The sequence below is a fragment of the Pseudomonas chlororaphis subsp. chlororaphis genome (genome assembly GCF_003945765.1).
Classification (GTDB): domain Bacteria; phylum Pseudomonadota; class Gammaproteobacteria; order Pseudomonadales; family Pseudomonadaceae; genus Aquipseudomonas; species Aquipseudomonas chlororaphis.
In genome coordinates, this window is sequence record NZ_CP027712.1 from 602,645 (window position 1) to 626,691 (window position 24,047).

21 protein-coding genes are annotated in these 24,047 nt (G+C 63.1%); 15 read left to right on the plus strand and 6 right to left on the minus strand.

The window, feature by feature from the left end; translation table 11 throughout:
* Positions 1–47: 47 nt before the first annotated feature.
* Both thiC and cytX read left to right on the plus strand, forming a co-directional pair.
* Positions 48–1,937 (plus strand): phosphomethylpyrimidine synthase ThiC, encoded by a 1,890-nt coding sequence (thiC, locus tag C4K27_RS02650; RefSeq protein WP_053259407.1) that lies wholly within the window; start codon positions 48–50, stop codon positions 1,935–1,937.
* Between the two features lie 174 nt (positions 1,938–2,111).
* Positions 2,112–3,404, plus strand: a complete 1,293-nt coding sequence (gene cytX / locus C4K27_RS02655; RefSeq protein WP_053259408.1) for a putative hydroxymethylpyrimidine transporter CytX — start codon at positions 2,112–2,114, stop codon at positions 3,402–3,404.
* On the opposite strand, the gene C4K27_RS02660 is transcribed toward cytX, so the two are convergent.
* Positions 3,373–4,119 (minus strand): RsiV family protein, encoded by a 747-nt coding sequence (locus C4K27_RS02660; protein WP_053259409.1) that lies wholly within the window; start codon positions 4,117–4,119, stop codon positions 3,373–3,375. The genes cytX and C4K27_RS02660 overlap by 32 nt on opposite strands.
* Positions 4,120–4,342: 223 nt before the next feature.
* Between C4K27_RS02660 and C4K27_RS02665 the strand changes: the two genes are divergently transcribed.
* The 9 genes from C4K27_RS02665 (at position 4,343) to C4K27_RS02705 (ending at position 13,656) form a co-directional block, all read left to right on the plus strand.
* Complete coding sequence (locus C4K27_RS02665; protein ID WP_007921427.1) at positions 4,343–4,960, plus strand: NUDIX domain-containing protein; 618 nt, start codon at positions 4,343–4,345, stop codon at positions 4,958–4,960.
* Positions 4,951–5,403 carry a DUF1249 domain-containing protein gene (locus C4K27_RS02670; RefSeq protein ID WP_007921426.1) on the plus strand — a complete coding sequence of 151 codons (453 nt, stop codon included), beginning with the start codon at positions 4,951–4,953 and terminating at the stop codon, positions 5,401–5,403. Before C4K27_RS02665 ends, C4K27_RS02670 begins: the two co-directional genes overlap by 10 nt.
* 99 nt (positions 5,404–5,502) lie before the next feature.
* Positions 5,503–6,318, plus strand: a complete 816-nt coding sequence (gene cpdA / locus C4K27_RS02675; protein WP_053259410.1) for a 3',5'-cyclic-AMP phosphodiesterase — start codon at positions 5,503–5,505, stop codon at positions 6,316–6,318.
* Positions 6,319–6,434: 116 nt separating this feature from the next.
* Positions 6,435–7,043 carry a YqiA/YcfP family alpha/beta fold hydrolase gene (locus tag C4K27_RS02680; protein ID WP_007921424.1) on the plus strand — a complete coding sequence of 203 codons (609 nt, stop codon included), beginning with the start codon at positions 6,435–6,437 and terminating at the stop codon, positions 7,041–7,043.
* A 42-nt stretch (positions 7,044–7,085) separates the two neighbouring features.
* Positions 7,086–8,993, plus strand: a complete 1,908-nt coding sequence (gene parE / locus C4K27_RS02685; protein ID WP_007921422.1) for a DNA topoisomerase IV subunit B — start codon at positions 7,086–7,088, stop codon at positions 8,991–8,993.
* Positions 8,993–9,976: an esterase-like activity of phytase family protein gene (locus C4K27_RS02690; protein ID WP_053259411.1), complete on the plus strand. Its 984-nt coding sequence runs from the start codon at positions 8,993–8,995 to the stop codon at positions 9,974–9,976. Before parE ends, C4K27_RS02690 begins: the two co-directional genes overlap by 1 nt.
* A complete protein-coding gene (locus C4K27_RS02695) occupies positions 9,973–10,494 on the plus strand; it encodes a retropepsin-like aspartic protease family protein (protein ID WP_053259412.1) in 522 nt (173 codons plus the stop codon). Before C4K27_RS02690 ends, C4K27_RS02695 begins: the two co-directional genes overlap by 4 nt.
* A 10-nt stretch (positions 10,495–10,504) precedes the next feature.
* Positions 10,505–12,763 (plus strand): DNA topoisomerase IV subunit A, encoded by a 2,259-nt coding sequence (gene parC / locus C4K27_RS02700; RefSeq protein WP_009041892.1) that lies wholly within the window; start codon positions 10,505–10,507, stop codon positions 12,761–12,763.
* Between the two features lie 179 nt (positions 12,764–12,942).
* On the plus strand, positions 12,943–13,656 hold the full coding sequence (locus C4K27_RS02705; protein WP_007921414.1) for a PqiC family protein: 714 nt from the start codon (positions 12,943–12,945) through the stop codon (positions 13,654–13,656).
* A gap of 235 nt (positions 13,657–13,891) precedes the next feature.
* Here C4K27_RS02705 and C4K27_RS02710 read toward each other — a convergent pair whose 3' ends face one another.
* A complete protein-coding gene (locus tag C4K27_RS02710) occupies positions 13,892–15,436 on the minus strand; it encodes an AhpA/YtjB family protein (RefSeq protein WP_053259413.1) in 1,545 nt (514 codons plus the stop codon).
* 134 nt (positions 15,437–15,570) lie between these two features.
* On the opposite strand from C4K27_RS02710, the gene serB reads away from it, so the two are divergent.
* Positions 15,571–16,785 carry a phosphoserine phosphatase SerB gene (serB, locus tag C4K27_RS02715; RefSeq protein WP_053259414.1) on the plus strand — a complete coding sequence of 405 codons (1,215 nt, stop codon included), beginning with the start codon at positions 15,571–15,573 and terminating at the stop codon, positions 16,783–16,785.
* A 71-nt stretch (positions 16,786–16,856) separates the two neighbouring features.
* Here serB and asd read toward each other — a convergent pair whose 3' ends face one another.
* From asd to C4K27_RS02730, 3 genes are read right to left on the minus strand one after another with little or no spacing between them, the layout of a single operon-like run.
* A complete protein-coding gene (asd, locus tag C4K27_RS02720; protein WP_053259415.1) occupies positions 16,857–17,717 on the minus strand; it encodes an archaetidylserine decarboxylase in 861 nt (286 codons plus the stop codon).
* 17 nt (positions 17,718–17,734) lie between these two features.
* Positions 17,735–18,550, minus strand: a complete 816-nt coding sequence (gene rhdA, locus C4K27_RS02725; protein ID WP_053259416.1) for a thiosulfate sulfurtransferase — start codon at positions 18,548–18,550, stop codon at positions 17,735–17,737.
* A gap of 43 nt (positions 18,551–18,593) precedes the next feature.
* Positions 18,594–20,132, minus strand: a complete 1,539-nt coding sequence (locus C4K27_RS02730) for an HDOD domain-containing protein (RefSeq protein WP_053259417.1) — start codon at positions 20,130–20,132, stop codon at positions 18,594–18,596.
* Positions 20,133–20,298: 166 nt separating this feature from the next.
* On the opposite strand from C4K27_RS02730, the gene motA reads away from it, so the two are divergent.
* Both motA and motB read left to right on the plus strand, forming a co-directional pair.
* Positions 20,299–21,150: a flagellar motor stator protein MotA gene (gene motA, locus C4K27_RS02735; RefSeq protein ID WP_007921402.1), complete on the plus strand. Its 852-nt coding sequence runs from the start codon at positions 20,299–20,301 to the stop codon at positions 21,148–21,150.
* A gap of 3 nt (positions 21,151–21,153) precedes the next feature.
* On the plus strand, positions 21,154–22,194 hold the full coding sequence (motB, locus tag C4K27_RS02740; protein WP_053259418.1) for a flagellar motor protein MotB: 1,041 nt from the start codon (positions 21,154–21,156) through the stop codon (positions 22,192–22,194).
* Positions 22,195–22,281: 87 nt separating this feature from the next.
* Here the strand turns inward: motB and rsgA are convergent, their stop codons facing one another.
* On the minus strand, positions 22,282–23,313 hold the full coding sequence (gene rsgA, locus C4K27_RS02745) for a small ribosomal subunit biogenesis GTPase RsgA (RefSeq protein ID WP_053259419.1): 1,032 nt from the start codon (positions 23,311–23,313) through the stop codon (positions 22,282–22,284).
* A gap of 107 nt (positions 23,314–23,420) precedes the next feature.
* Here rsgA and orn point away from each other — a divergent pair, with 107 nt between their 5' ends.
* Complete coding sequence (orn, locus tag C4K27_RS02750) at positions 23,421–23,963, plus strand: oligoribonuclease (protein ID WP_007921399.1); 543 nt, start codon at positions 23,421–23,423, stop codon at positions 23,961–23,963.
* Positions 23,964–24,047: the final 84 nt, after the last annotated feature.

A 24,047-nucleotide genomic window follows, 5' to 3' on the forward strand; every position in this document is an offset into this window, starting at 1 on the left:
CGCTCCGACAAAAATCCACTGCCTGGATGCTGTCTGGAGAGCCCGTGATGACTACAAAATTAAAAAACGCTACCCACCTTAGCGAATCGGCCAAGGTCGATGAGCAGTCGGTTCAGCCCTTTACCCGCTCGCAAAAAATCTATGTCCAGGGTTCGCGCCCGGACATTCGCGTGCCGATGCGCGAAATCAGCCTCGACGTGACCCCCACCGACTTCGGCGGCGAGATCAACGCGCCGGTCACCGTCTATGACACCTCCGGCCCATACACCGACCCCAACGTGGTGATCGACGTGCGCAAAGGCCTGGGCGATGTACGCTCGGCCTGGATCGACGACCGTGGCGACACCGAGCGCCTGCCCGGCCTGAGCTCCAACTTTGGCCAGGAACGCCTCGCCGATCCCGAACTGACCAAGCTGCGCTTCGCCCACGTCAATAACCCGCGCCGGGCCAAGGCCGGGGCCAACGTCAGCCAGATGCATTACGCGCGCAAGGGCATCATCACCGCCGAGATGGAATACGTCGCCATCCGCGAAAACATGAAGCTGCAAGAGGCTCGCGCCGCGGGTCTGCTCGATCAGCAGCATGCCGGCCACAGCTTCGGCGCCAGCATCCCGAAAGAAATCACCCCCGAGTTCGTCCGTGAGGAAATCGCCCGCGGTCGCGCGATCATTCCGGCCAACATCAACCACGTCGAACTGGAACCGATGATCATCGGCCGCAACTTCCTGGTGAAGATCAACGGCAACATCGGCAACAGCGCCCTGGGTTCGTCCATCGAAGAAGAAGTGGCGAAGCTCACCTGGGGCATCCGCTGGGGTTCGGACACCGTCATGGACCTGTCCACCGGCAAGCACATCCACGAAACCCGCGAGTGGATCATCCGCAACTCGCCGGTGCCGATCGGTACCGTGCCGATCTACCAGGCGCTGGAGAAGGTCAACGGCGTGGCCGAAGACCTGACCTGGGAGCTGTTTCGCGACACCCTGATCGAGCAGGCGGAGCAGGGCGTCGACTACTTCACCATCCACGCCGGTGTGCTGCTGCGCTATGTGCCGCTGACCGCCAAGCGCGTGACCGGTATCGTCTCCCGCGGCGGTTCGATCATGGCCAAGTGGTGCCTGGCGCATCACAAGGAAAACTTCCTCTACACCCACTTCGACGAAATCTGCGAAATCATGAAGGCCTACGACGTCAGCTTCTCGCTGGGCGACGGCCTGCGTCCGGGCTCGATCGCCGACGCCAACGACGAAGCGCAGTTCGGCGAGCTGGAAACCCTCGGCGAGCTGACCAAGATCGCCTGGAAGCATGACGTGCAGTGCATGATCGAAGGCCCCGGCCACGTGCCGATGCAACTGATCAAAGAGAACATGGACAAGCAGCTGGAGTGCTGCGACGAGGCGCCGTTCTACACCCTCGGCCCGCTGACCACCGACATCGCCCCGGGCTACGACCACATCACCTCCGGTATCGGCGCGGCGATGATCGGCTGGTTCGGCTGCGCCATGCTCTGCTACGTGACGCCGAAGGAGCATCTGGGCCTGCCGAACAAGGATGACGTGAAGACCGGGATCATCACCTACAAGATCGCCGCGCACGCTGCGGATCTCGCGAAAGGTCACCCGGGTGCGCAGATCCGTGACAACGCGCTGTCCAAGGCGCGCTTCGAGTTCCGTTGGGAAGACCAGTTCAACCTCGGCCTCGACCCGGACACCGCGCGCTCCTACCACGACGAGACCCTGCCCAAGGATTCGGCCAAGGTCGCGCACTTCTGCTCCATGTGCGGGCCGAAGTTCTGCTCGATGAAAATCACCCAGGAGGTCCGTGAGTACGCGGCCAACCAGCGCATCGAAGCGGTGGACGTGGATGTCGCCAAGGGACTGGCAGAGCAGGCCGAGCGCTTCAAGCAGGAAGGCAGCCAGTTGTACAAGAAGATTTGATCCTGCGTTGATGATCGCTTCGCCAGAAGCGATCACTCATCACCCGTAGGAGCGAGCGGGCGGTGATCCGACTTGCCCGCGATTGCGTTGTGACTGACACGACGCTATCGCGGGCAAGCCTCGCTCCTACAGGGTGTGGATAGTTTCCCAACCCTGTCCCTTCGAGATGCACCCTTGAATACATCCAGAAGCACCTACTCTCCCGATCTCGCGGTCCCCGCCGACAGGCGCGTATTCGGCGCGCGCGATCTGTTTTCCCTGTGGTTCTCCCTCGGCATTGGCCTGATGGTGTTGCAGACTGGCGCGCTGCTGGCGCCAGGCCTGGGCCTGTCCGGTGCCTTGCTGGCGATCTTTCTCGGTACGGCGGTCGGCGTCTTGCTGCTCGCGGCAGTCGGGGTGATCGGCAGCGATACCGGCCTGTCGTCCATGGCGGCGCTCAAGCTCAGCCTCGGTACTTACGGCGCGAGCCTGCCGGCGTTGCTCAACCTGTTGCAACTGGTGGGCTGGGGCTCGTTCGAGATCATCGTCATGCGCGATGCCGCCAGCCTGTTGGGTACTCGTGCGTTCAGCGAAGGCAGCCTGCTGGCCAGTCCTTTGCTCTGGACCCTGTTTTTCGGCGCGCTGGCGACTTTGCTCGCGGTCAGCGGGCCGCTGACCTTCGTACGCAAGATCCTGCGCAAGTGGGGCATCTGGCTGCTGTTGGCGGCCTGCCTGTGGCTGACCTGGAACCTGTTCGCCAAGGCCGATCTGGCCGCGCTCTGGGCCCAGGCCGGCGACGGCTCCATGCCGCTCGGCGTGGGCTTCGATATCGCGATCGCCATGCCGCTGTCGTGGTTGCCGCTGATTGCCGACTACTCAAGGTTCGGCAAGCGTGCGCGCAATGTCTTTGGCGGTACGGCGCTGGGCTTCTTTATCGGCAATCTGTGGTTGATGAGCCTGGGCGTGGCCTACACCCTGGCCTTTGCGCCGAGTGGCGAAGTCAATGCTCTGTTGTTGGCCCTGGCCGGCGCGGGCTTGGGGATTTCGCTGTTGCTGATCCTGCTGGACGAGTCGGAAAACGCCTTTGTCGATATCCATTCGGCCGCGGTCTCTAGCGGCATTCTGCTGCGCCTGAAAGTCGAGTACCTGGCTTTGGCCATTGGTGTGCTCTGTACCCTGATCGCCTGCCTGGCGCCATTGGCCCAGTATCAGAACTTCCTGCTGCTGATCGGCTCGGTGTTCGCGCCGCTGTTCGGCGTGGTGCTGGTGGATCACTTCATCCTGCGCAAGCGCAGTGCACAGGTGCCGTCTGTGGGCTTGCGCTGGCCGGCGTTGCTGGCCTGGCTGGGCGGGGTCAGCACCTATCACCTGCTGGCCAACTTCTATCCGGATGTTGGCGCAACCCTGCCGTCACTGGTGCTGGCAGGGCTGCTGCAGGGGCTGCTGGGATGGGCCTTCAGCCACGGCCAGGAAACAGCTCGGGCTTGAGAATGCCGTTCAGGCGGTTGTAAGGGATCTTCAGTTCAATGTGGCCCAGCGCGTAAGGCGCGATCACCGACACGTTGTACTTGAGGATCACGCCGCCGTAGGTCAGCGCCACGTTTGGGGTTTTCTGGAACGGCCAGCTCTTGATGAACTCCGGCTCCTGGTCCAGCTTGGTGCTGATCAGCCAGCTGTTGTGAGCCACTTGGGCGGCTTTCCAGAACGCGGCTTCCTGGCCCGGGCGCAGCATGTCGGACAGGGTCAGTTCCTTGTGCAGCTCGCGCGAGTAGTTGATGAAACCACGACCGGGCGTGCCGTGGGCGCCGCCGGTGTCCAGGTAGCTGGCCAGTTCGATGATCACCAGGCCGTCATGCTGTTCGCGTACCTTGGCTTGCAGGTACATGCTGTTGCGGCTGTCGGCCTCGCGCAGGAACTTCTCCCGATAGGCGTTCAGCGTCGCTGGCACAGCCTGATCCGCGGTGGTGCGGGTCATCTGCAGCAGGCGCTTTTCAATCAGCGCGTCCAGCTGCGGCTCGTCGGCGAAGTGCACGGTGTCGATGTTCACCAGCGGGCAATCCTGATTGCTGCAGCCGGGCTTGATCTGTTCCGACTTGTCGCTGGTGCTTTGCAGGGGCTTTTGATAGCTGGGTTGGAACAGGCTTTGGCAGGCGCCCAGAGTCAGGGCCAGGCAAGCCACGGAGGCGATTTTAAGAAGCGACATGTGCGTCCTTGATAAACCAGAGGTAGGCAAAAGTTACCGGCTTCGACTGCCTGCGGGGCAATCAGTTCGCCACTAAGCTCAATAGAGGCAATTAGATTAGGTTTGCCCCCTTGCCGTCTATCCCGCTGATGGCAAAGGGGCTGCATCATCGGTCAGCGGCGCGTTAGGATGGCGCGAAGTCGAGGGGGAGCCTCGGATCGAATTGCAGGAAACGAGGATTGCTATGACGGACTTTGCCAACACCACGCCGACCACTGTCGATATCGTTCGGCGCGAGAAATGCTTCCAGGGTTTTTATCAGCTCGACCGTGTGCACCTGCGCCACGAGCTGTTTGCCGGTGGCATGGGGCGCGAAATCAGTCGTGAAATCTTTGTCCGTCACGATGCTGTCTGCGTCCTGCCATACGATCCGCAACGCGATGAAGTGGTGTTGATCGAGCAGTTTCGTGTCGGCGCCATGGGGAAAACCGCGACCCCTTGGTTGATCGAGCTGGTCGCCGGTCTGATCGACAAGGACGAGCAGCCGGAAGAAGTTGCTCACCGCGAGGCGCAGGAGGAAGCTGGACTGACATTCTCCGCGCTGTGGCCGATGATCCAGTATTTCCCGTCGCCGGGGGGCAGTACCGAGTTCGTGCATCTGTACCTGGGGCGCTGCGACAGCAGCGGTGCCGGTGGCCTGCACGGATTGGAGGAAGAGGCGGAGGATATCCGTGTGTCGGTCTGGGCTTTCGAAGACGCACTGCAGGCGGTAAGGGATGGGCGGATTTCCAACGCGGCGAGCATTATTGCCTTGCAATGGCTGGCTTTGAACCGCGTTGAAGTGAGGGGGTTATGGTCGTAAACAAAGTGCGCGATCGCTATCGGGTCGATCTCGTGGGGCTGCAAGCGTCCTGCGAGGCCAACTATGCCCGGCTGATGCGCCTGTTGCCCGACATGCGCAACCAGCCGGTGGCGCGGCGGATCGCGGTGACCCAGGGCGACCAGATGCTGGGCGTGCTGGCGCTGGAGGTGCTGCTGGCCTGTCCCTACACCACCACCCTGCAGGTGCGTCAGGAGCACAGCCTGCCCTGGCTGCCGGTGCCGCAGCTGGAGGTCCAGGTCTACCACGACGCACGCATGGCCGAGGTCATCAGTGCCGAGCATGCTCGGCGCTTTCGTGGCATCTATCCGTATCCGAATGCCTTCATGCACCAGCCGGACGAGAAGGCCCAGCTCAATGTGTTTCTCGGTGAATGGCTGAGCCACTGCCTGGCTTGCGGTCATGAGTTCGAGGCCGTGCGGTAGATGTGAACTGCGTCCGGTTCGCCGGTTTCCTCTTTTGAATTTCCCCCAGCATAATTGCCCCCATTCCTCACTTCCCGTGACACGCCCTGGGAGGCCGCCTTGCCGAGCGTATCCACTCTGACCACCGACGATCCCGTGTTGCTGGTGCAGTTGTCCGACAGCCATCTGTTCGCCGAAGCGGACGGCACGCTGTTGGGCATGAATACCCGCGACAGCCTGCAGCGGGTGATCGACCTGGTGCTGGAACAGCAACCGCGGATCGACCTGATGCTGGCCACGGGCGATTTGTCCCAGGACGGTACGCTGCAGTCCTATCAGCTGTTTCGTGACATGACCCGGCAGATTCCGGCGCCGGCGCGCTGGATTCCCGGTAACCACGACGAGCCGCAAATCATGGCGCAGGCGGCGACCCAGAGTTCGTTGCTGGCGCCGGTGGTGGACATCGGCAACTGGCGGATCACCCTGCTCGATTCGGCCGTACCCGGTTCGGTGCCGGGCTATCTGCAGGACGATCAATTGCAGCTGCTCGCCAGTGCCCTGAGCGAAGCCCCCGAACGCCATCACCTGGTATGCCTGCACCATCATCCGGTCTCCATCGGGTGCGCCTGGATGGAGCCCATCGGGCTGCGCAATCCGCATGCGCTGTTCGCCGTGCTGGAGCGCTTTCCACAGGCGCGCGCGGTGCTCTGGGGCCATGTGCATCAGGAAATCGACCGCCAGCAAGGGCCTTTGCGCCTGCTGGCGTCGCCCTCGACCTGCATCCAGTTCGAACCGGGCAGCGAGGATTTCAAGGTCGGCGAGACCGCGCCGGGTTATCGCTGGCTGCGCCTGCTGCCCGACGGGCGCCTGGAAACCGGTGTCGAGCGGGTCACCGGCTTCGATTTTGAGGTCGATTACGGCAGCGACGGCTACTGATTCCGGCCCGGAGCCGCAGTCTGCGGCGGCAGGACAAAGGGATACACCTGAACACAAGTCAAGCGGCGATACACCCTGTAAACTGCGCCTTTTTGCACGATGCAAAGGGAGTGCGCATGTCCGGTTCGATCCTGTATATCCACGGCTTCAACAGCGCACCGGCGTCGAAGAAAGCCAGCCAGCTGATCGCTGTCATGGAGGCGATCGGCCGCGGTGAACAGCTGCGGGTGCCGGCCTTGCATCATCATCCACGCGAGGCCATTGGCCAGTTGGAACAGGCGATTGCCGAGCTCGGACGGCCGCTGCTGGTCGGCAGCTCTCTCGGCGGCTACTATGCGACTCACCTTGCCGAGCGTCACGGCCTGAAAGCCCTGCTGATCAACCCCGCGGTCAGTCCGCACCGGATGTTCGATGGCTTTCTGGGCACGCAGACCAACCTCTATACCGGGGAAACCTGGGAATTGACCCACGACCACGTGACGGCCCTGGCCGAGCTGGAAGTGCCGGCGCCCCAGGACCCGCAGCGGTTCCAGGTCTGGCTGCAGACAGGTGACGAGACGCTGGACTATCGCAGCGCCCAGCTGTATTACCGAGCCTGTGCCTTGCGCATCCAGGCCGGCGGCGACCATAGTTTCCAGGGTTTTGCCGGACAATTGCCGGCGTTATTGAATTTTGCCGGCATTGGCCCGGATCAGTACCAGGCGATCGATTTCACCTCGCTGTGAACCCTCGCTTCTATTTCATTGAACGACTAACGACGAGACCCCATGGCCACTCCCAGCGCTAGCTCTTATAACGCAGACGCCATCGAAGTCCTCTCGGGCCTCGACCCGGTGCGCAAACGCCCGGGCATGTATACCGACACCACCCGGCCGAACCACCTCGCCCAGGAAGTCATCGACAACAGTGTCGACGAAGCCCTGGCGGGGCACGCGAAGTCGATCCAGGTCATCCTGCATGCCGACCATTCCCTGGAAGTGTCCGATGACGGCCGCGGCATGCCAGTGGACATTCACCCCGAAGAGGGCGTGTCCGGTGTCGAGCTGATCCTCACCAAGCTCCATGCGGGCGGCAAGTTTTCCAACAAGAACTACCAGTTCTCCGGCGGTCTGCACGGGGTGGGTATTTCCGTGGTCAACGCCTTGTCGAACCAGGTGCGGGTGCGGGTCAAGCGTGATGGCAACGAATACCAGATGACCTTCGCCGACGGCTTCAAGGCCACCGAGCTGGAAGTGGTCGGCAGCGTCGGCAAGCGCAATACCGGGACCAGCGTGTACTTCGCCCCGGATCCGAAATACTTCGATTCGCCGAAATTCTCCGTCAGCCGCCTCAAGCATGTGCTCAAGGCCAAGGCCGTGTTGTGCCCGGGGCTGCTGGTCAGCTTCGAAGACAAAGGCACTGGCGAGAAGGTCGAGTGGCATTACGAAGACGGCCTGCGCTCCTATCTGGTGGACGCGGTCAGCGAATTCGAACGCCTGCCGGCCGAGCCTTTCTGCGGCAGCCTGGCCGGTAACAAGGAAGCGGTGGACTGGGCCCTGCTGTGGTTGCCGGAAGGCGGCGACAGCGTGCAAGAAAGCTACGTCAACCTGATTCCGACCGCCCAGGGCGGTACCCACGTCAACGGTTTGCGCCAGGGCCTGCTGGACGCCATGCGCGAGTTCTGCGAATTCCGCAACCTGCTGCCGCGTGGCCTGAAGCTGGCACCGGAAGACGTCTGGGAGCGCATCGCCTTCGTTCTGTCGATGAAGATGCAGGACGCGCAGTTCTCCGGCCAGACCAAGGAACGCCTGTCATCCCGCGAGGCGGCCGCCTTCGTTTCGGGCGTGGTCAAGGACGCGTTCAGCCTGTGGCTCAACGCCAACCCGGAACTGGGCATGCAACTGGCGGAGCTGGCCATCAGCAACGCCGGCCGTCGCCTCAAGGCCAGCAAGAAGGTCGAGCGCAAGCGCATCACCCAGGGCCCGGCATTGCCAGGCAAGCTGGCGGATTGCGCCGGCCAGGACCCGATGCGTTCCGAGCTGTTCCTGGTGGAAGGTGATTCCGCCGGTGGTTCGGCCAAGCAGGCGCGGGACAAGGAATTCCAGGCGATCCTGCCGCTGCGCGGCAAGATCCTCAACACCTGGGAAGTCGACGGCAGCGAAGTCCTGGCCAGCCAGGAAGTGCACAACATCGCCGTGGCCATCGGGGTCGACCCGGGCGCCGAGGACATGAGCCAGCTGCGCTACGGCAAGATCTGCATCCTCGCCGACGCCGACTCCGACGGCTTGCACATCGCGACGCTGCTCTGCGCGCTGTTCGTCCAGCATTTCCGTCCGCTGGTGGACGCCGGTCACGTCTACGTGGCGATGCCGCCGCTGTACCGCATCGACCTGGGCAAGGAGATCTACTACGCCCTCGACGAAGCCGAGCGCGACGGCATTCTCGATCGCCTGGTGGCCGAGAAGAAGCGTGGCAAGCCGCAGGTCACCCGATTCAAAGGCCTGGGTGAAATGAACCCGCCGCAACTGCGCGAAACCACTATGGACCCGAACACCCGGCGCCTGGTGCAGTTGACCCTCGGTGAAGACTTCGCCGCGACCTCGGAAATGATGGACATGCTGCTGGCGAAGAAACGCGCCGGCGATCGCAAGAGCTGGCTGGAGTCCAAGGGCAACCTGGCCGAGGTTCTGGCCTGATGCGCAGAGGCTTTGCCCTGGCGTTACTGCTATTGGCAACCTCGGCGATGGCCGACCCCTTGCCCGAGTTGAGGCTGCTGGCCGAGCATCCGGTGGACGGCATGCGTGGCGGCAACCTGTCGGGGCTGGCGTTGTGCGGCAAGGAGCTGTGGACGGTCTCTGACCGCGACGACGATCAGATCTATCGGCTCGATACCAGCGACCGCGTCTGGCAGGCCGAAACCGTGCGCATCGACGTGCCGCCGGTGCCGGACAGCGGTTTGCCCTGGGGCTTGAACTCTCGCACCTGGGTCGCGTCGTTCGTGCGCGGCGGCGACCTGGATTTCGAGGGCATTACCTGCGACAGCGCCGGCAACAAGTATGTGGTCAGTGAGTCCCACGCGGCAGTGTTGCAGCTGCCGCCGACGGGTTCGGCCGCCTGGCTGAAGATTTCGCCGATCATGGTGCGCGAAGCGCGGGCCAGCGGTATGTTGCTGCACTTCAATGCCTTGTTCGAAGGCCTGGCGGTCAACCCGGCCGGCGACCGGATCTGGCTGGCCGCCGAGCGCGAGCGCCGCGGGCTGCTGTTGATCAAGCGCCAGCAGAGCGTCTGGGATTGCGACGGCGGCTGTGTGCTGCTCAGCGAGGCCGGGTTGGAAATGCAGCCACCACAGATGCCCAAGGCCAAGGCGGTGTCCCGGGATTTCGCCGACCTGTCGCTGTTCGAGGGCAAGTTGTTCACCCTCGAGCGCAATGCGTTCCAGGTCTGTCGTCGTGATGCGTCGACGGCCAAGGTCGAGCGTTGCTGGTCGTTTGCCGCCGAGGCGTTGCAGGAAAACCGGCGTTATCCACAGGCCTATGGCCTGACCGAGGCCCTGGTGGTGGATGCCGACGGCGCCTGGATCGGTGTGGATAACAACACCGGAGCCCGTGCCGACGGTGAAAAACGCCCGATCGTCTGGCGCTTCGCCGCGCCCGAGGGCGGTTGGAGTGCCAAGCCGTGAGCCAGCAGCCACCGGGCAAACGGGCCGGGCGCGTGCTGCTGGTGCTGGCCTGGGGCGCCGGCTTGTTTCTGGCGACACGGTTTTTTGGCGAGTGGGAACAGCGTCAGGAGAACCCCAATGCTGTCGTCACTTCGCAACAACATGAGGGTTACATCGAAGTGAAACTGGTTGGCAACGGCCAGGGGCATTTCGTCGCCAGCGGCCAGATCAACGGCCAGCCGGTGAGTTTCATGCTCGATACCGGAGCGACCGATGTGTCGATCCCGTCCGGGCTGGCCGAGCGTCTTGGCCTGGAGAAGGGCGCACCGGTGACCCTGAGTACCGCCAACGGTCGTAGCGAGGGTTATCGAACCCGCCTCGACCGCCTGCAACTGGGCGATATCGTCCTGCGCGATGTCCGTGCGCTGGTGGCGCCGGGCCTGGGTGGCGAGCAGGTGTTGCTGGGCATGAGCGCTTTGAAAAAACTTGAATTTACCCAGCGCGGCGGCACTTTGCTGCTGCGCCAGACAACGAACTGATGAGGCCCGCATGAGCGACTCCCTGGATCTCAGCCTGGATGGCGTAGAACGCCGATCGCTGGCTGACTTCACCGAAAATGCCTACCTCAACTACTCCATGTACGTGATCATGGACCGTGCTTTGCCGCATATCGGCGACGGCCTGAAACCGGTACAGCGGCGTATCGTCTACGCCATGAGTGAGCTGGGGCTGGATGCCGATTCCAAGCACAAGAAGTCCGCCCGTACGGTGGGTGACGTGCTGGGTAAGTTCCACCCCCACGGCGACTCGGCCTGCTACGAAGCCATGGTGCTGATGGCGCAGCCTTTCAGCTATCGCTACACGCTGGTGGACGGCCAGGGTAACTGGGGTGCGCCGGACGATCCCAAGTCCTTCGCCGCCATGCGTTACACCGAAGCGCGCCTGTCGCGTTACTCCGAAGTGCTGCTCAGCGAGCTGGGCCAGGGCACTGCGGACTGGGGGCCGAACTTCGACGGTACCCTGCAGGAACCCCTGGTATTGCCGGCACGTTTGCCGAATATCCTGCTCAACGGCACCACTGGCATCGCCGTGGGCATGGCCACTGACGTGCCGCCGCACAACTTGCGTGAAGTCGCCACCGCTTGCGTGCGCCTGCTGGATGAGCCCAAGGCCACGGTCGAACAGCTCTGCGAGCACATTCAGGGCCCGGACTATCCGACCGAGGCGGAAATCATTACGCCGCGCGCCGACCTGCTGAAAATCTACGAAACCGGTCGCGGTTCGGTGCGCATGCGTGCCGTCTATCGCATCGAGGATGGCGACATCATCGTCACCGCCCTGCCGCACCAGGTGTCCGGCGCCAAGGTGCTGGAACAGATTGCCGCGCAGATGCAGGCCAAGAAGCTGCCGATGGTCGCCGACCTGCGTGACGAGTCGGACCACGAGCACCCATGCCGGATCGTGATCATTCCGCGTTCCAACCGGGTCGATCCTGACGAGCTGATGCAGCATCTGTTCGCCACCACCGAGCTGGAATCCAGCTACCGGGTCAACGTCAACATCATCGGCCTGGACGGCAAGCCGCAACTGAAGAACCTGCGTGCCTTGCTGGTGGAGTGGCTGGAGTTCCGCGTACTGACGGTGCGCCGCCGCCTGCAGTTCCGCCTGGACAAGGTCGAGCGCCGCCTGCACCTGTTGGACGGCTTGCTGATCGCCTACCTCAACCTGGATGAAGTGATCCACATCATTCGTACCGAGGACCAGCCGCGAGCCAAGCTGATCGAGCGTTTCGCCCTGAGCGAAGTGCAGGCCGACTACATCCTCGATACCCGCCTGCGTCAGTTGGCGCGGCTGGAAGAGATGAAGCTGCGCGCCGAGCAGGACGAACTGCTCAAGGAGCAAGCCAAGCTGCAAGCCCTGCTCAACAGCGAAGCCAAGCTGAAGAAGCTGGTGCGCACCGAATTGCTGCAGGACGCCGAAACCTACGGCGACGACCGTCGTTCGCCGATCGTCGAGCGCGCCGAGGCCAAGGCCCTGTCGGAAAACGAGCTGATGCCGACCGAGCCGGTCACCATCGTTCTGTCGGAAAAAGGTTGGGTACGCTGCGCCAAAGGGCATGATATCGACGCCACGGGGCTGTCCTACAAGGCCGGCGACGGCTTCAAGACCTCGGCCATCGGGCGCTCCAACCAGTTCGCGGTGTTTATCGACTCCACCGGGCGCAGTTATTCGGTGGCGGCGCATACGTTGCCATCGGCCCGTGGCCAGGGTGAACCGCTGACCGGACGCCTGACACCTCCGCCTGGGGCCAGTTTCGAATGCGTGCTGCTGCCGGACGACGAGGCGCTGTACGTGATCGCCTCCGACGCGGGTTACGGCTTCGTGGTCAAGGGCGAGGATCTGCAAGCCAAGAACAAGGCCGGCAAGGCGTTGTTGAGTCTGCCGAACAACGCCAAGGTGCTGTTGCCGCGGCCGGTGAGCGATCGTGAACAGAACTGGCTGGCTTCGGTGACCACTGAAGGGCGTTTGCTGGTGTTCAAGATCAGCGACCTGCCGCAGCTGGGCAAGGGCAAGGGCAACAAGATCATCGGGATTCCGGGTGAGCGAGTGGCCAGCCGCGAGGAGTACGTGACCGATATCGCGGTACTGCCGGAAGGCGCGACACTGGTGCTGCAGGCCGGAAAACGTACTCTGTCGCTCAAGGCCGATGACCTCGAACATTACAAGGGCGAGCGCGGTCGCCGGGGTAACAAGTTGCCACGAGGCTTCCAGCGAGTGGATGCGTTGTTGGTAGAAACTCTCAATTGATGCGGGTTAGAGCGTCCGATCTGCGATTTAACCGGTAGATCGGCGCTACAACACTGGAGTCATGGCGCATATTCACGGATGATATGCGCTTTCAAGCGCCGGCGTGGCTGAGCGTTATTCAGGGTTATTTTGAGTATTTACACTGTGGCTAGCCTTGTGGCCGCCACCTGGATGGGATGATGACTGCTCTGCGCCTTCCTCTTGTTTTCTTGCTCGCTGGCGTTCTTGGCCTGGCGGGTTGCAGCGTACACCAGCCGGTGTCGCTGTATCAGCTGGACAGCGGAAGTCCAGCTCAACCGGCACAAAGCGCCGGTATGGCCGTATTGCTGGGGCCGGTACTGGTTGCCGACTACCTGCAACGTGAAACCTTGCTGCAACGTCAGAACGACGGCAGCCTGCAGGCTTCGACCGACGGTCGCTGGGCCGGCAGCCTGTCTTCCGATATCGATCAGTTGCTGTTGCGTCAGGTCGCCGGCCAGCTGGACAGCCAGCGTGTAGTGCTGGCGCCGGCGAGCACCGGTTTCACTCCGGATGTTCAGGTGTTGCTGTCGATCACTCGCCTGGATTCGGGCGCCTCGCAACCGGCGGTTCTCGATGCGCAATGGCGCCTGATCGATCGCCGTGGGCAGGTTCGCGACAATCGTATCGTTCATCTGCAGGAGCAGCATGCGGGTACCACCGCGTCCCAGGTCCAGGCCCAGGGCGTATTGCTGCAACGCTTGGCCGAGCAGCTGTCGGGTGCCCTCAAGCCGCTGGCCAACCAGCCTACGGTAGCCGAGGTACCCCGCAAGGCGGCGCCTGCGCCGGCGGCAAAGCCGGCCGAGCAGGAGAAGCAGCCGAAGATTCCAATGGCCACGCCTATCCGCACGGATATGGAAGTGTTCCGCTTCTGAGTGTTGCGGTTCCAGGACAAAGCCCGCTGATCAGCGGGCTTTGTCGTTTCTGGGGAGTTGTTCGGTGGCTCGGGCGCTCTGCGGTGTTCTGCAGATTGCTATCGCGGGCAATCGAGCGTCGACCGGCCGCTCCTACAGAAGCAGATAGGTGCGAGGCTTGCCCGCGATGGCGTCAGCCCGATCAACGCCCAACAAAAAGCCCGCAGCGATGCGGGCTTTTTGTTGGGCGGCTGGCTTAGAGCTTGGCGCGGGTCTCGTGCATCCGCGCCAGTTGCCGTTCCAGCATCGATGGGTAGGGCTCCATCAGGCGTTCGACGCAGCAGGCGCCTTCCGGGCTGGCGATCGGACGGATGCGTGCGCGCTGACGAATCAGGGCGTCATCGTTGATCTTGCGCTCGACCAGCAGCAGGTTGCGGCTGTGCTGGGACAGCGCCAGGGCGTCCTGGGCGGTCTCGGTCAGCAGCAGGTCTATCTGGCTCAGGCCGAACAGCTCTTCGCCAAGGGTCAGGCCCAGTTGCAGCTGCAGGGTGATGCCGCTATCGGCCACTTCGATTTGCAGGGCGTGGCCCAGGGCGCGCAGCAACTCGCCGCAGCAGATGGCGTTGGTCAGGTAGTCGTCGCCGCTGTCTTCGCTGTGGAACAGCATCAGCGTGCTGCCGTCGTTCAGGGTGTGCAGTTCGCTCTGGTACAGCGAGGCGGCCTGGTCGAGGCAGTCGCGATAACGTTCCAGCAATTCCGTCAGGCGGGCGCGGGGCAGGCGGCGCAGTTGCTCCTGGGCGCCCAGTTGCACGGCCAGGACCGCACTGTGCTGCGGCTGTGCCGGTACCGTGGGTTTCACGATCGGCTTGGCAGCGGTCGCGGTGGACGAGCTGTCGCGAAGGTCGGCGAACGGGTCTTCATCGTCGGCCAGGTCCTCTTCGGCATTGATCACGTGCCGCGGCGCGGGCTTGAGCCCGGCTACGGGAGCGCTTTCATCGAAGCTCGGGTCACGCAGGTTGCGCACCTCGAAGGTCGGTTCCGCGTCTTCGTTGTCGTCGTAGTCGGTGTCGTCGATCTCGGCTTGCGGTTCGGGTTCCGGCTCGACCTTCTCGGGGGCGAAGCTGGCGTGCAGCTGGCGCGCCAGATCGCCAATCTCGTCCTGGCGCTGGGTGGCCGGGGTGTTTTCGTCGATATCCCGCAGCCAGACCCGCAGTTGCATCAGCGGTGTGGAGATGTGCCGTCCCAGGCGCAGGCTCAAGGCCAGGGCCAAAGCCAGCAGGATCGCGCTGAGAATGCCCATGCTCTGCAGGCTGATGGTCATCGGCTGCTGGAATTGTTCCATGTCCAGGCTGATGCGCAGGTTGCCCGCGGTCACGTCCTGGAAGGTGATCTTGGTCTGGTAGACGCCTTCGGTTTCACCCAGCAGGCTGCTTTTCGGGCGCTGACCGGCTTCGGCGAGGATGCGGTTGTCCACGCTGTAGATCGCCGCATGGGCAACCAGCGGGTTCTTGGTCAGGTTATTCAGCAGCACGTTGAGGCTGAGGATGTCGTTGGACACCAACAGCTCGGTGGCCGAGGTCGCGGTCTGGGTAGTCAGGCTCTGACCCAGGGCGTCGGCTTGTTCGTGCATGGCCTGCTTGAATTGCAGGCCCATCACGCAGGCATAGATCACCAGGGCCAGGGCGACCAGGATCACGTTATGGCTGGCAATGCGCAATGCAATCGGTACACGGCGGTGACGCAGTGCACGGAAGATCAGCAGGAAGAAGTTATCGGTTTTAACTGGCGTGGGCCGGTTCACTGAGCTCGGCTCTTTTGTCCGTGAAGTTGAGGCGCAGTATAGCGACAGGCCCTAGACCGGCAAAGCGCTGGCTGTGCCCGATGGTCACTGAAAGTGGGTAGAATGCGGTTTTTTTCCACCTGCGGGGGTGCGCCTTGCGCGAAATCGTCCTGATAAACATCACTGGTGAAGACCGTCCGGGTCTCACTGCGGCCATTACCGGCGTTCTGGCCCAAGGTGGTGTGAACATTCTCGACATCGGTCAGGCGGTGATTCACGACACTCTGTCGTTCGGTATCCTGGTTGAAATTCCGGACAACGAGCAGAGCTCGTCGGTGCTCAAGGACATTCTGTTCACTGCCTATGAGCTGGACCAGCAGGTCCGTTTCACGCCGGTTTCCGAAGAGGATTACCAGCAGTGGGTCGGTGGCCAGGGCAAGAAGCGCCATATCGTCACCTTGCTGACCCGCAAGGTCACGGCCGAGCAGTTGCAGCGCGTCAGTTCGATCACCGCCAAGTACGGCTTGAACATCGACCACATCGATCGCCTCTCCGGGCGCATGCCGCTGGACACCCCGGCCGACAAGGGCAAGGGTTGCATCGAGTTCTCCGTGCGTGGCGAAGCGGCCGATCCGCAGGCATTGCGTGCCGAGTTCCTCAGCGTCGCCCAGGAGCTGAACGTCGATATCGCCTTCCAGGAAGACTCGCTGTTCCGTCGCAACCGCCGCCTGGCGGTGTTCGACATGGACTCGACGCTGATCGAGGCGGAAGTCATCGATGAACTGGCCAAGGCGGCCGGCGTGGGGGACCGGGTGGCGGAAATCACCGAGCGGGCCATGGCCGGCGAGCTGGACTTCCGTGCCAGCTTCAAGGAGCGCCTGGCCTTGCTCCAGGGCCTGGACATCAAGGTGCTGGACTCCATCGGCGCATCGCTGCGCCTGACAGAAGGGGCCGAGACCCTGTTCGCCGAACTCAAGCGCTTGGGCTACAAGACCGCGATCCTCTCGGGTGGCTTCACCTACTTCGCCAAGCAGCTGCAGGCCAAGCTGGGGATCGACTACGTATTCGCCAACGAGCTGGAAGTGGCCGACGGCAAGGTGACCGGTGTTGCGGTCGAGCCGATTGTCGACGCCCAGCGCAAGGCCGATCTGCTGCGCGAGCTGGCCGCCAAGGAAGGTTTGCGCCTGGAGCAGACCATCGCGGTCGGCGACGGCGCCAACGACCTGCCGATGCTGGCGATTGCCGGCCTGGGCGTGGCCTTCCGCGCCAAGCCGCTGGTCAAGCAGTCGGCCAAGCAGGCGATTTCCACCCTGGGCCTGGATGGCGTGCTTTATCTGCTGGGCTTCCGCGATCGCGACGGCCAGCTCTGAGCCAAATCCAAGGCAAAAAAAACGCCGCGATCTGCGGCGTTTTTTTATGTCCGGCTTTTTATGCCCAAGGCTCAGGCCTTGGCCAGGCCGATGCCCTGGCCCATCTGCACCGGCGAGCCGGCCGCCAGTTCTTCGGCCCACTGCACTTGCTCCGGCCCGAACAGCACGATCGCGGTGGAACCCAGCTTGAAACGGCCCAATTCGGCGCCCTTTTCCAGGTGGATCGGCGCGCGGGCGGCTTCGTCGTAGCGCACGGTTTTCAGTTCGCGCTTGGGCGGAGTCACCAGGCCGGCCCAGACGGTTTCGATCGATGCCACGATCATCGCGCCGACCAGGACCACGGCCATCGGCCCGCGCTCGGTATCGAAAACGCATACCACGCGCTCGTTGCGGGCGAACAGCTCCGGCACGTTTTCCGCGGTGGTCTGGTTGACCGAGAAGATCCGTCCCGGCACGTAGACCATTTCCCGCAGGGTGCCGGCCAGCGGCATGTGCACGCGGTGGTAGTCCTTCGGCGACAGGTAGATGGTGGCGAAATCGCCGCCCATGAACGGGGCTGCCAGGGCCGAGTCGCCACCCAGCAGTTCCAGCACGCTGAAGCTGTGGCCCTTGGCCTGGAATACCCGACCGTGCTCGATCGGGCCAAGCTGGCTGACCGCGCCGTCGGCCGGGCTGAGGATCGCGCCCGGGGTCTGGTCCAGCGGGCGGGCACCGTCTTTCAACGCGCGGGTGAAGAAGGCGTTGAAGTGCTCATAGGCGGTCAGGTCTTCCACCAGCGCTTGGGACATGTCCACCTGATAACGCTTGGCGAACCAGGCGGTGAAGGCATTCTTGAACCAGCGCACGCGGCACTCGGCAATGCAGCCGGCCAGGCGCGACAGCAGGTGGTGAGGCAGCAGGTACTGGCTGAGGATAAACAAACGCTTTTTCATTAACTGTCCTTAAAACCTTAAATCTCTACGGGCGTGTCAGGGTGGTTGCCCCATTCGCCCCAGGAACCGGCATAGCCTTTGACTCGCGGATAACCGAGCGCCTTGGCCACCAGATAGGTGAAGCCAGAGCGATGGTGAGTCTGGCAGTGGGTGATCACTTCTTTGTCTTTGCTGATGCCGAGCTGTTCGAGGATCTGCGGCATGTCGCTGCGGATCCGCAGGTTGCGCGCCTGGTCCATGCCCGCCGTCCACTCGAAGTTGATCGCACCGGGAATGTGCCCACCCTTGGCGGCGAGGACTTTCTCCCCCGAGTATTCCAGGGGGCCGCGTGCATCCCAGATCGCCAGGTCGGCCGCGCCAAGACGGCTTTGCAAGTATTCGCGGGTGGCGGTCGGTTCGTCGTGCAGGGTCAGGGCGACAGGGCCGCCGACGGCCGCCGGGACTTCATTCGAGACCGGCAGGCCGTCTGCCAGCCAGGCCAGCAGCCCGCCGTCCAGGTAGTGGTAACGGGAGTGGCCGATGACATCCAGCAGCCAGATGAAGCGCCCGGCCCAGCCGCCGCCTTCATCGTCATAGACCACGTAGACCGCGTCCGGGTTATGCCCCAGTTCGCCGAACAGGGCTTCAAGGGCCGCCTGTGGCGGCATCAGCCCTGGCGCCGGTGCCTGACCGAGCTGGGTACGCTTGGGATCGACGAAGTGCGCGCCGGGGATATGGCCCGCGGCATAGCGGGCGGCGCTGGTCAGGTCCACCAGAATCAGTTTGCGGGCGTCGAGGCGAGGGAGCAGGTCGCTCGGCTCGATCACCAGCGGCAAGCCAGAGAAGTCAGGCATGTGAGGTCTCCAGGGCACAAAGGGAGGGATTGTAGCGCAAGCGTCAGCGGCTGCGGTTGGTAAAGCTGTGCAGGGCCTTTTCGATGCACTGCGCGGTCTTGCCGAACGCCTGTACGGAGATTTCCGAGAAGGGTTGGCCGCCCTGGTCGGCGACGATCAGCATGATTACCCGGCCATTGCTGGGCACCGAGCGCATCAGCAGGTGCTCGCCACGAAACAGCGTGCGCAGGCTGGCGGGCAGACGGGCGGAGAACTGGGCGTTGTTGGTCGGCGTCAGGCGCACTTGCGCCGGAGCGTCCAGCAGCCTTTGCAATACGCTGCTCTGGTTGATCGTCAATGCCAGGTTCATGGCGGGCGCAGGCAGCCCGGCGATCTGATGCACGCGTAACTGGGTCCGCGTGCGGTCGACCATCAGCAGCATCACCCGGCGCATGCCGCACGCCACCAGGGCGTCGCGGGCAAAGGTGGTCAGGTGCATGGCATTGCTGAAGCGGCTGGGTTCCACCAGCAATTCGCTGCATTGCTTGCGCCACTTGGCCAGATCTTCTGCGGTCGGTGCGGGAACCGGGAGCTCGCCGCGATGCACGCGCCGGGCCTCCCAGGGCCAGAGCAGCGCCTCGGCCGGGTGCCACAGATCGGGCATGCGGTGATGTCGGGCACTCTGCGCGGCTTGCTGGTGCAACTGTTGTTGCAGTTCGTCCATCGGCATTTGCAGGTACAGGCTGGTCAGGTATTGCCAGCGCATGCAGTGCGGGCCGGTCCAGGACTCTTGCGCCGACAGGGCCAGGGCGTTGGCCAGCAGCACGCTGTTGGCCGGTTGGTTCAGCCAGCGCTGCAGGGCCGGATCGGCATCCAGGCATTGTCGCTGGTGCAGCGGATGGGCATTGTCCCGGGCGATATGCAGGGCCTTGACCAACTGGTCCTGCTCGTCGATCAGCAGGCGGTAGCCTTGCTGTACCCAGATCGGCAAGTGCCAGACCTCCACCAGGGCCTGGCCCAACTGAAGCAGGCCGACGCCGAACAGTTCCTGCTCGACCTCCTGGGCCGGTTCGGCTTTATGGACGACACGCAGCTCCCACTCTTCGAGCAGTTTTGGATAGGCCAGCGCCAAGGGCCACAGCGGCGAGAGAAACAGCAGGCTGCCCCAGTGAATGTCCTGCCAGAGCCTGGCCAGGCGCCCGGCGAAAAAACCGTTGGCCTGTTGGGTCGCGTGCTGGCTGATCAGTTGCAACTGGCGCAGCCCGACCGGGATCTCCTGCTCGGGCTGGGCGGGCAGGCGGGCGAGCAACTCTTCGGTACGCGCCAGGCCCAGGCGGTTGAGGGCGACCTCGAGGTTCTCGGCCGGCTCGCTCATGCTGCCGTGGGTGTGGCGATTGGCTTCGCGAATCACGCTCAAGGCCAGCGCGGGGCTGTCCTGCATCAGGTCGGCAATGTCGCGCAATGAGCTGCGATTGTCCCTGATGGCTTTGCAGACTCGGTCATGGCTGGCCTGCGGCACCGGCAGGCGGACCGCGTCAAGCAGCTTTATCCAGGATTCGAGGGAGTGGGGGGCGGTAGTTGGGACTGTCGTTTCATTAGACATGGCTGGGCGCAATCATCGTCTGCTGTAAACACGCCCAGAGCGGGCCAAACTGGCTTTTCGCCTTAACGGCCTATAGTCTGGCGCAGTTTTGCCGATAAGTAGAAGAAGAGTTTTAAGAACTTCCGAATATGACCTTGAACCCGACTCAGTAAGTACCTTCCTACCTATGGCTAAAATTATCGGCATCATCGTCGTGTTCGCGAGCGTGCTCGGCGGATACGTGCTTTCTCACGGCAAGATTGCCGCCCTGATCCAGCCTTTCGAGGTCTTGATTATCGGCGGCGCCGCGCTGGGGGCGTTCCTGCAGGCGAACCCCGGCTACATGACCATGCACGTGCTCAAGAAGTCCTTGGGGATGTTCGGTTCGCGTTTTTCCCAGACTTTCTACTTGGAAGTGCTGGGCCTGATCTACGAGATCCTCAACAAGAGCCGCCGCGAAGGCATGATGGCGATCGAGGGCGATATTGAAGACGCCGCCGCCAGCCCGATTTTCGCCAAGTACCCATCCGTGCTCAAAGACGAACGCATGACCGCGTTCATCTGTGACTACCTGCGCATCATGTCCTCCGGCAACATGGCTCCCCACGAGCTGGAAGGCCTGTTCGACATGGAGCTGTTCAGCCTCAAGGAAGACCTCGAACATCCGTCCCATGCGGTCAACGGCATCGCCGACGGCATGCCGGGTTTCGGTATCGTCGCGGCGGTACTGGGTATCGTGGTGACCATGGCATCCCTGGGCGATGGCGACCAGAAGTCCATCGGCCTGCACGTAGGTGCGGCGTTGGTCGGTACCTTCTTCGGTATTCTCGCGGCCTACGGCTTCTTCGGCCCGCTGGCTCATTCCCTGGCCCACGACGCCAAGGAAGAGCTGAACGTCTACGAAGCCATCAAGGCCTCCCTGGTGGCCTCGGCTTCCGGCATGCCGCCCTCGCTGGCCGTGGAGTTCGGGCGCAAGGTCCTGTATCCGGCGCACCGTCCGAGCTTCGCCGAGCTGGAACAAGCGGTTCGCGGTCGCTAAGCCATGGAAAACAATCAGCCGATTATCATCAAGCGCGTCAAGCGCTTTGCCGGCGGGCATCACGGCGGGGCATGGAAGATCGCCTTCGCCGACTTCGCCACGGCGATGATGGCGTTCTTCCTGGTGCTGTGGCTGCTGTCCACTGCCACCCCGGAACAGAAGATCGCCATTGCCGGTTACTTCAAGGACCCGATCGGCTTCTCGGAAAGCGGCACGCCCTACATCATCGACCTGGGCGGTTCTCCCGAGCTGGCGCCGGAAAACACCCTCAACCCGGAGATCAAGTCGCAGCCGCAACCGGACAAGGTCACGGTCGACACCGATCAGGTCGAGAGCATGGCCGAGCAGGTGGAAAGAGAGCGTCTGGAGCTGTTGCTTCAAGAGCTGCAGAACAAGGTCGAAGAAAACCCGCAATTGCAGAAGTTCAAGGACCAGATCCTGTTCGAGATCACTCCGGACGGCCTGCGTATCCAGATCATCGATTCGGAAAACCGGCCGATGTTCGACTCCGGCAGTGCGCGCCTGAAGCCGTACTTCGAGGACATCCTGCTGGCCATGGCCGACACCATCAAGGCGGTGCCGAACAAGATCAGCATCAGCGGTCACACCGATGCCAAGCCTTACTCGGGCACCGGCGATTTCGGCAACTGGGAGCTTTCGGCCAACCGTGCCAACGCCGCGCGTCGGGCGCTGGTGGCGGGCAGCTATCCGGACGGCCAGGTGGCTCGCGTGGTGGGGTATGCCTCGTCATCGCTGTTCGATCGCAAGGACCCGTTCAACCCGATCAACCGGCGTATCGACATCGTGGTGCTGACCAAAAAGGCCCAGCGCGCGATCGAAGGCGAAGTCGCTCCCGAGGCCCCGGCACCGACCCAGGGCCAGGGCGCCCCGGGCGAAGTGCCGGTCGACCCGAACGCCTTGCCGCCGGAGCAGGAGCCTTTGCCGGCCCATGAGTTGCGCGAGCGATTGAATATCTTCGACGACGCAGCGCCGAAGACCGAAGGCCCGGCTGCACCCGCCGCTACGCCTCCAGCCGCGCAGTAACCGCTGGCAACAGGCCCTATAAAAGAGGGCCCATGAAAAAGGCCGCGATCATCGCGGCCTTTTTTGTTTCTGCGTGGGGGCTACCTATTAATAGCTGCTGTCCGGCAGGCTGGCGATGATCGAGCGATAGCTGTTCATCCGCTGCTGCTGGATCCGGCCGTCTTCCAGGGCCTTGAGCAGGGCGCAGCCCGGTTCGCGGTCATGCTTGCAGTCGCGGAAACGGCAGGTGCCCAGCAGGTCGTTGAACTCGATGAAACCCGCTTCGACATCGGCGCGACTGACGTGGCCCAGGCCGAATTCGCGAATCCCCGGGGAGTCGATCAGTTCGCCACCGCCCGGGAAGTGGAACAGGCGCGCGGTGGTGGTGGTGTGGGTGCCCTGGCCGGACAGCTCCGACAAAGGCCCGACGCGGGTTTCGACTTCCGGCAGCAGGCTGTTCACCAGCGACGACTTGCCCACGCCCGACTGGCCGACGAACACGCTGATCCGTCCGTCCAGCTGTGCTTGCAACTGTTCCATGCCATTGCCGTGGTGCGCCGAGACTTCCAGCACCGGATAGCCCAGTTGCCGGTAGACCGCCAGCAAGGCGTTCAGGGCGGGGGCATTCTGCTCGTCGATCAGGTCGAACTTGTTGAGCAACAGCAGCGGGCGGATGCCGGCATGTTCGGCCGCCACCAGGTAACGGTCGATCAGGTTGGCATGGGGCTCGGGCAGCGGGGCGAAGACGATCACGATCATGTCGACGTTGGCGGCGACCGGCTTGAGCTGGCCGCGGCTGTCAGGGCGGCAGAGTTCGGTGTGGCGCGGCAGTTGCGCGACGATCACCCCGATGCCCTGGTTGCCCGGACGCCAGACCACCTGATCGCCGGTCACCAGCGCCGGCAGGTTGGCGCGCAAGTGGCAGCGGAACACCTGGCCGGCCAGTTCGCCCTCGCGCGCCTCGACCTCGACCTGCACACCGAAGTGGGCGATCACCAGGCCGGTCTGTTCGGGGCCGAGATCGCCGCCTTCCAGTGCTTCCACGGCAGAGGATTCACGTTTGGCGGCGCGGGCGGCGCGTTCGCCTTGAATCTTTTCGATGCGCCAGTTTTGGCGACGATTGAGCTGGCGTTTGGCCATTGGTGTTCCGTGTCGATAATGCGGCGGTTAGGTAAAACGGCCGCGAGTTTAGCACGCCGGCAGGTCCCTCTAGGCTAAACTGCGCAACTACGCCGAGGAGCCCACACATGCAAAACCCGCAGAATCTGATCTGGATCGATCTGGAAATGACCGGTCTGAACCCTGATACCGACGTCATCATCGAGATGGCGACCATCGTCACCGATAGCAATCTCAATACCTTGGCTGAAGGTCCGGTCATCGCCATCCACCAGAGCGATGAAATTCTCGCCGGCATGGATGAGTGGAACACCCGCCAGCATGGCGGTTCGGGGCTGACCCAGCGCGTGCGTGAAAGCCGCATCAGCATGGCTGAAGCGGAAGCGCAGACCATCGCCTTCCTGGAGCAGTGGGTGCCCAAGGGCAAGTCGCCGATCTGTGGCAACAGCATCTGCCAGGATCGCCGCTTCCTGTACCGCCATATGAAGGCGCTGGAAAGCTACTTCCACTATCGTAACCTTGATGTTTCCACCCTCAAGGAACTGGCCGCCCGCTGGGCGCCGGACGTGCGCGACAGCTTCAAGAAAGGCAGCACCCACCTGGCCCTGGACGACATCCGCGAGTCGATCGCCGAGCTGCAGCATTACCGCAAGCACTTCATCAAGCTTTGATGATCCGGGGGGCGTCGGTTCTGACGCCACCGCGGGCAAGCCTCGCTCCTACGGGGTCCAAGGCTTGCTCGCGATAGAACGCTC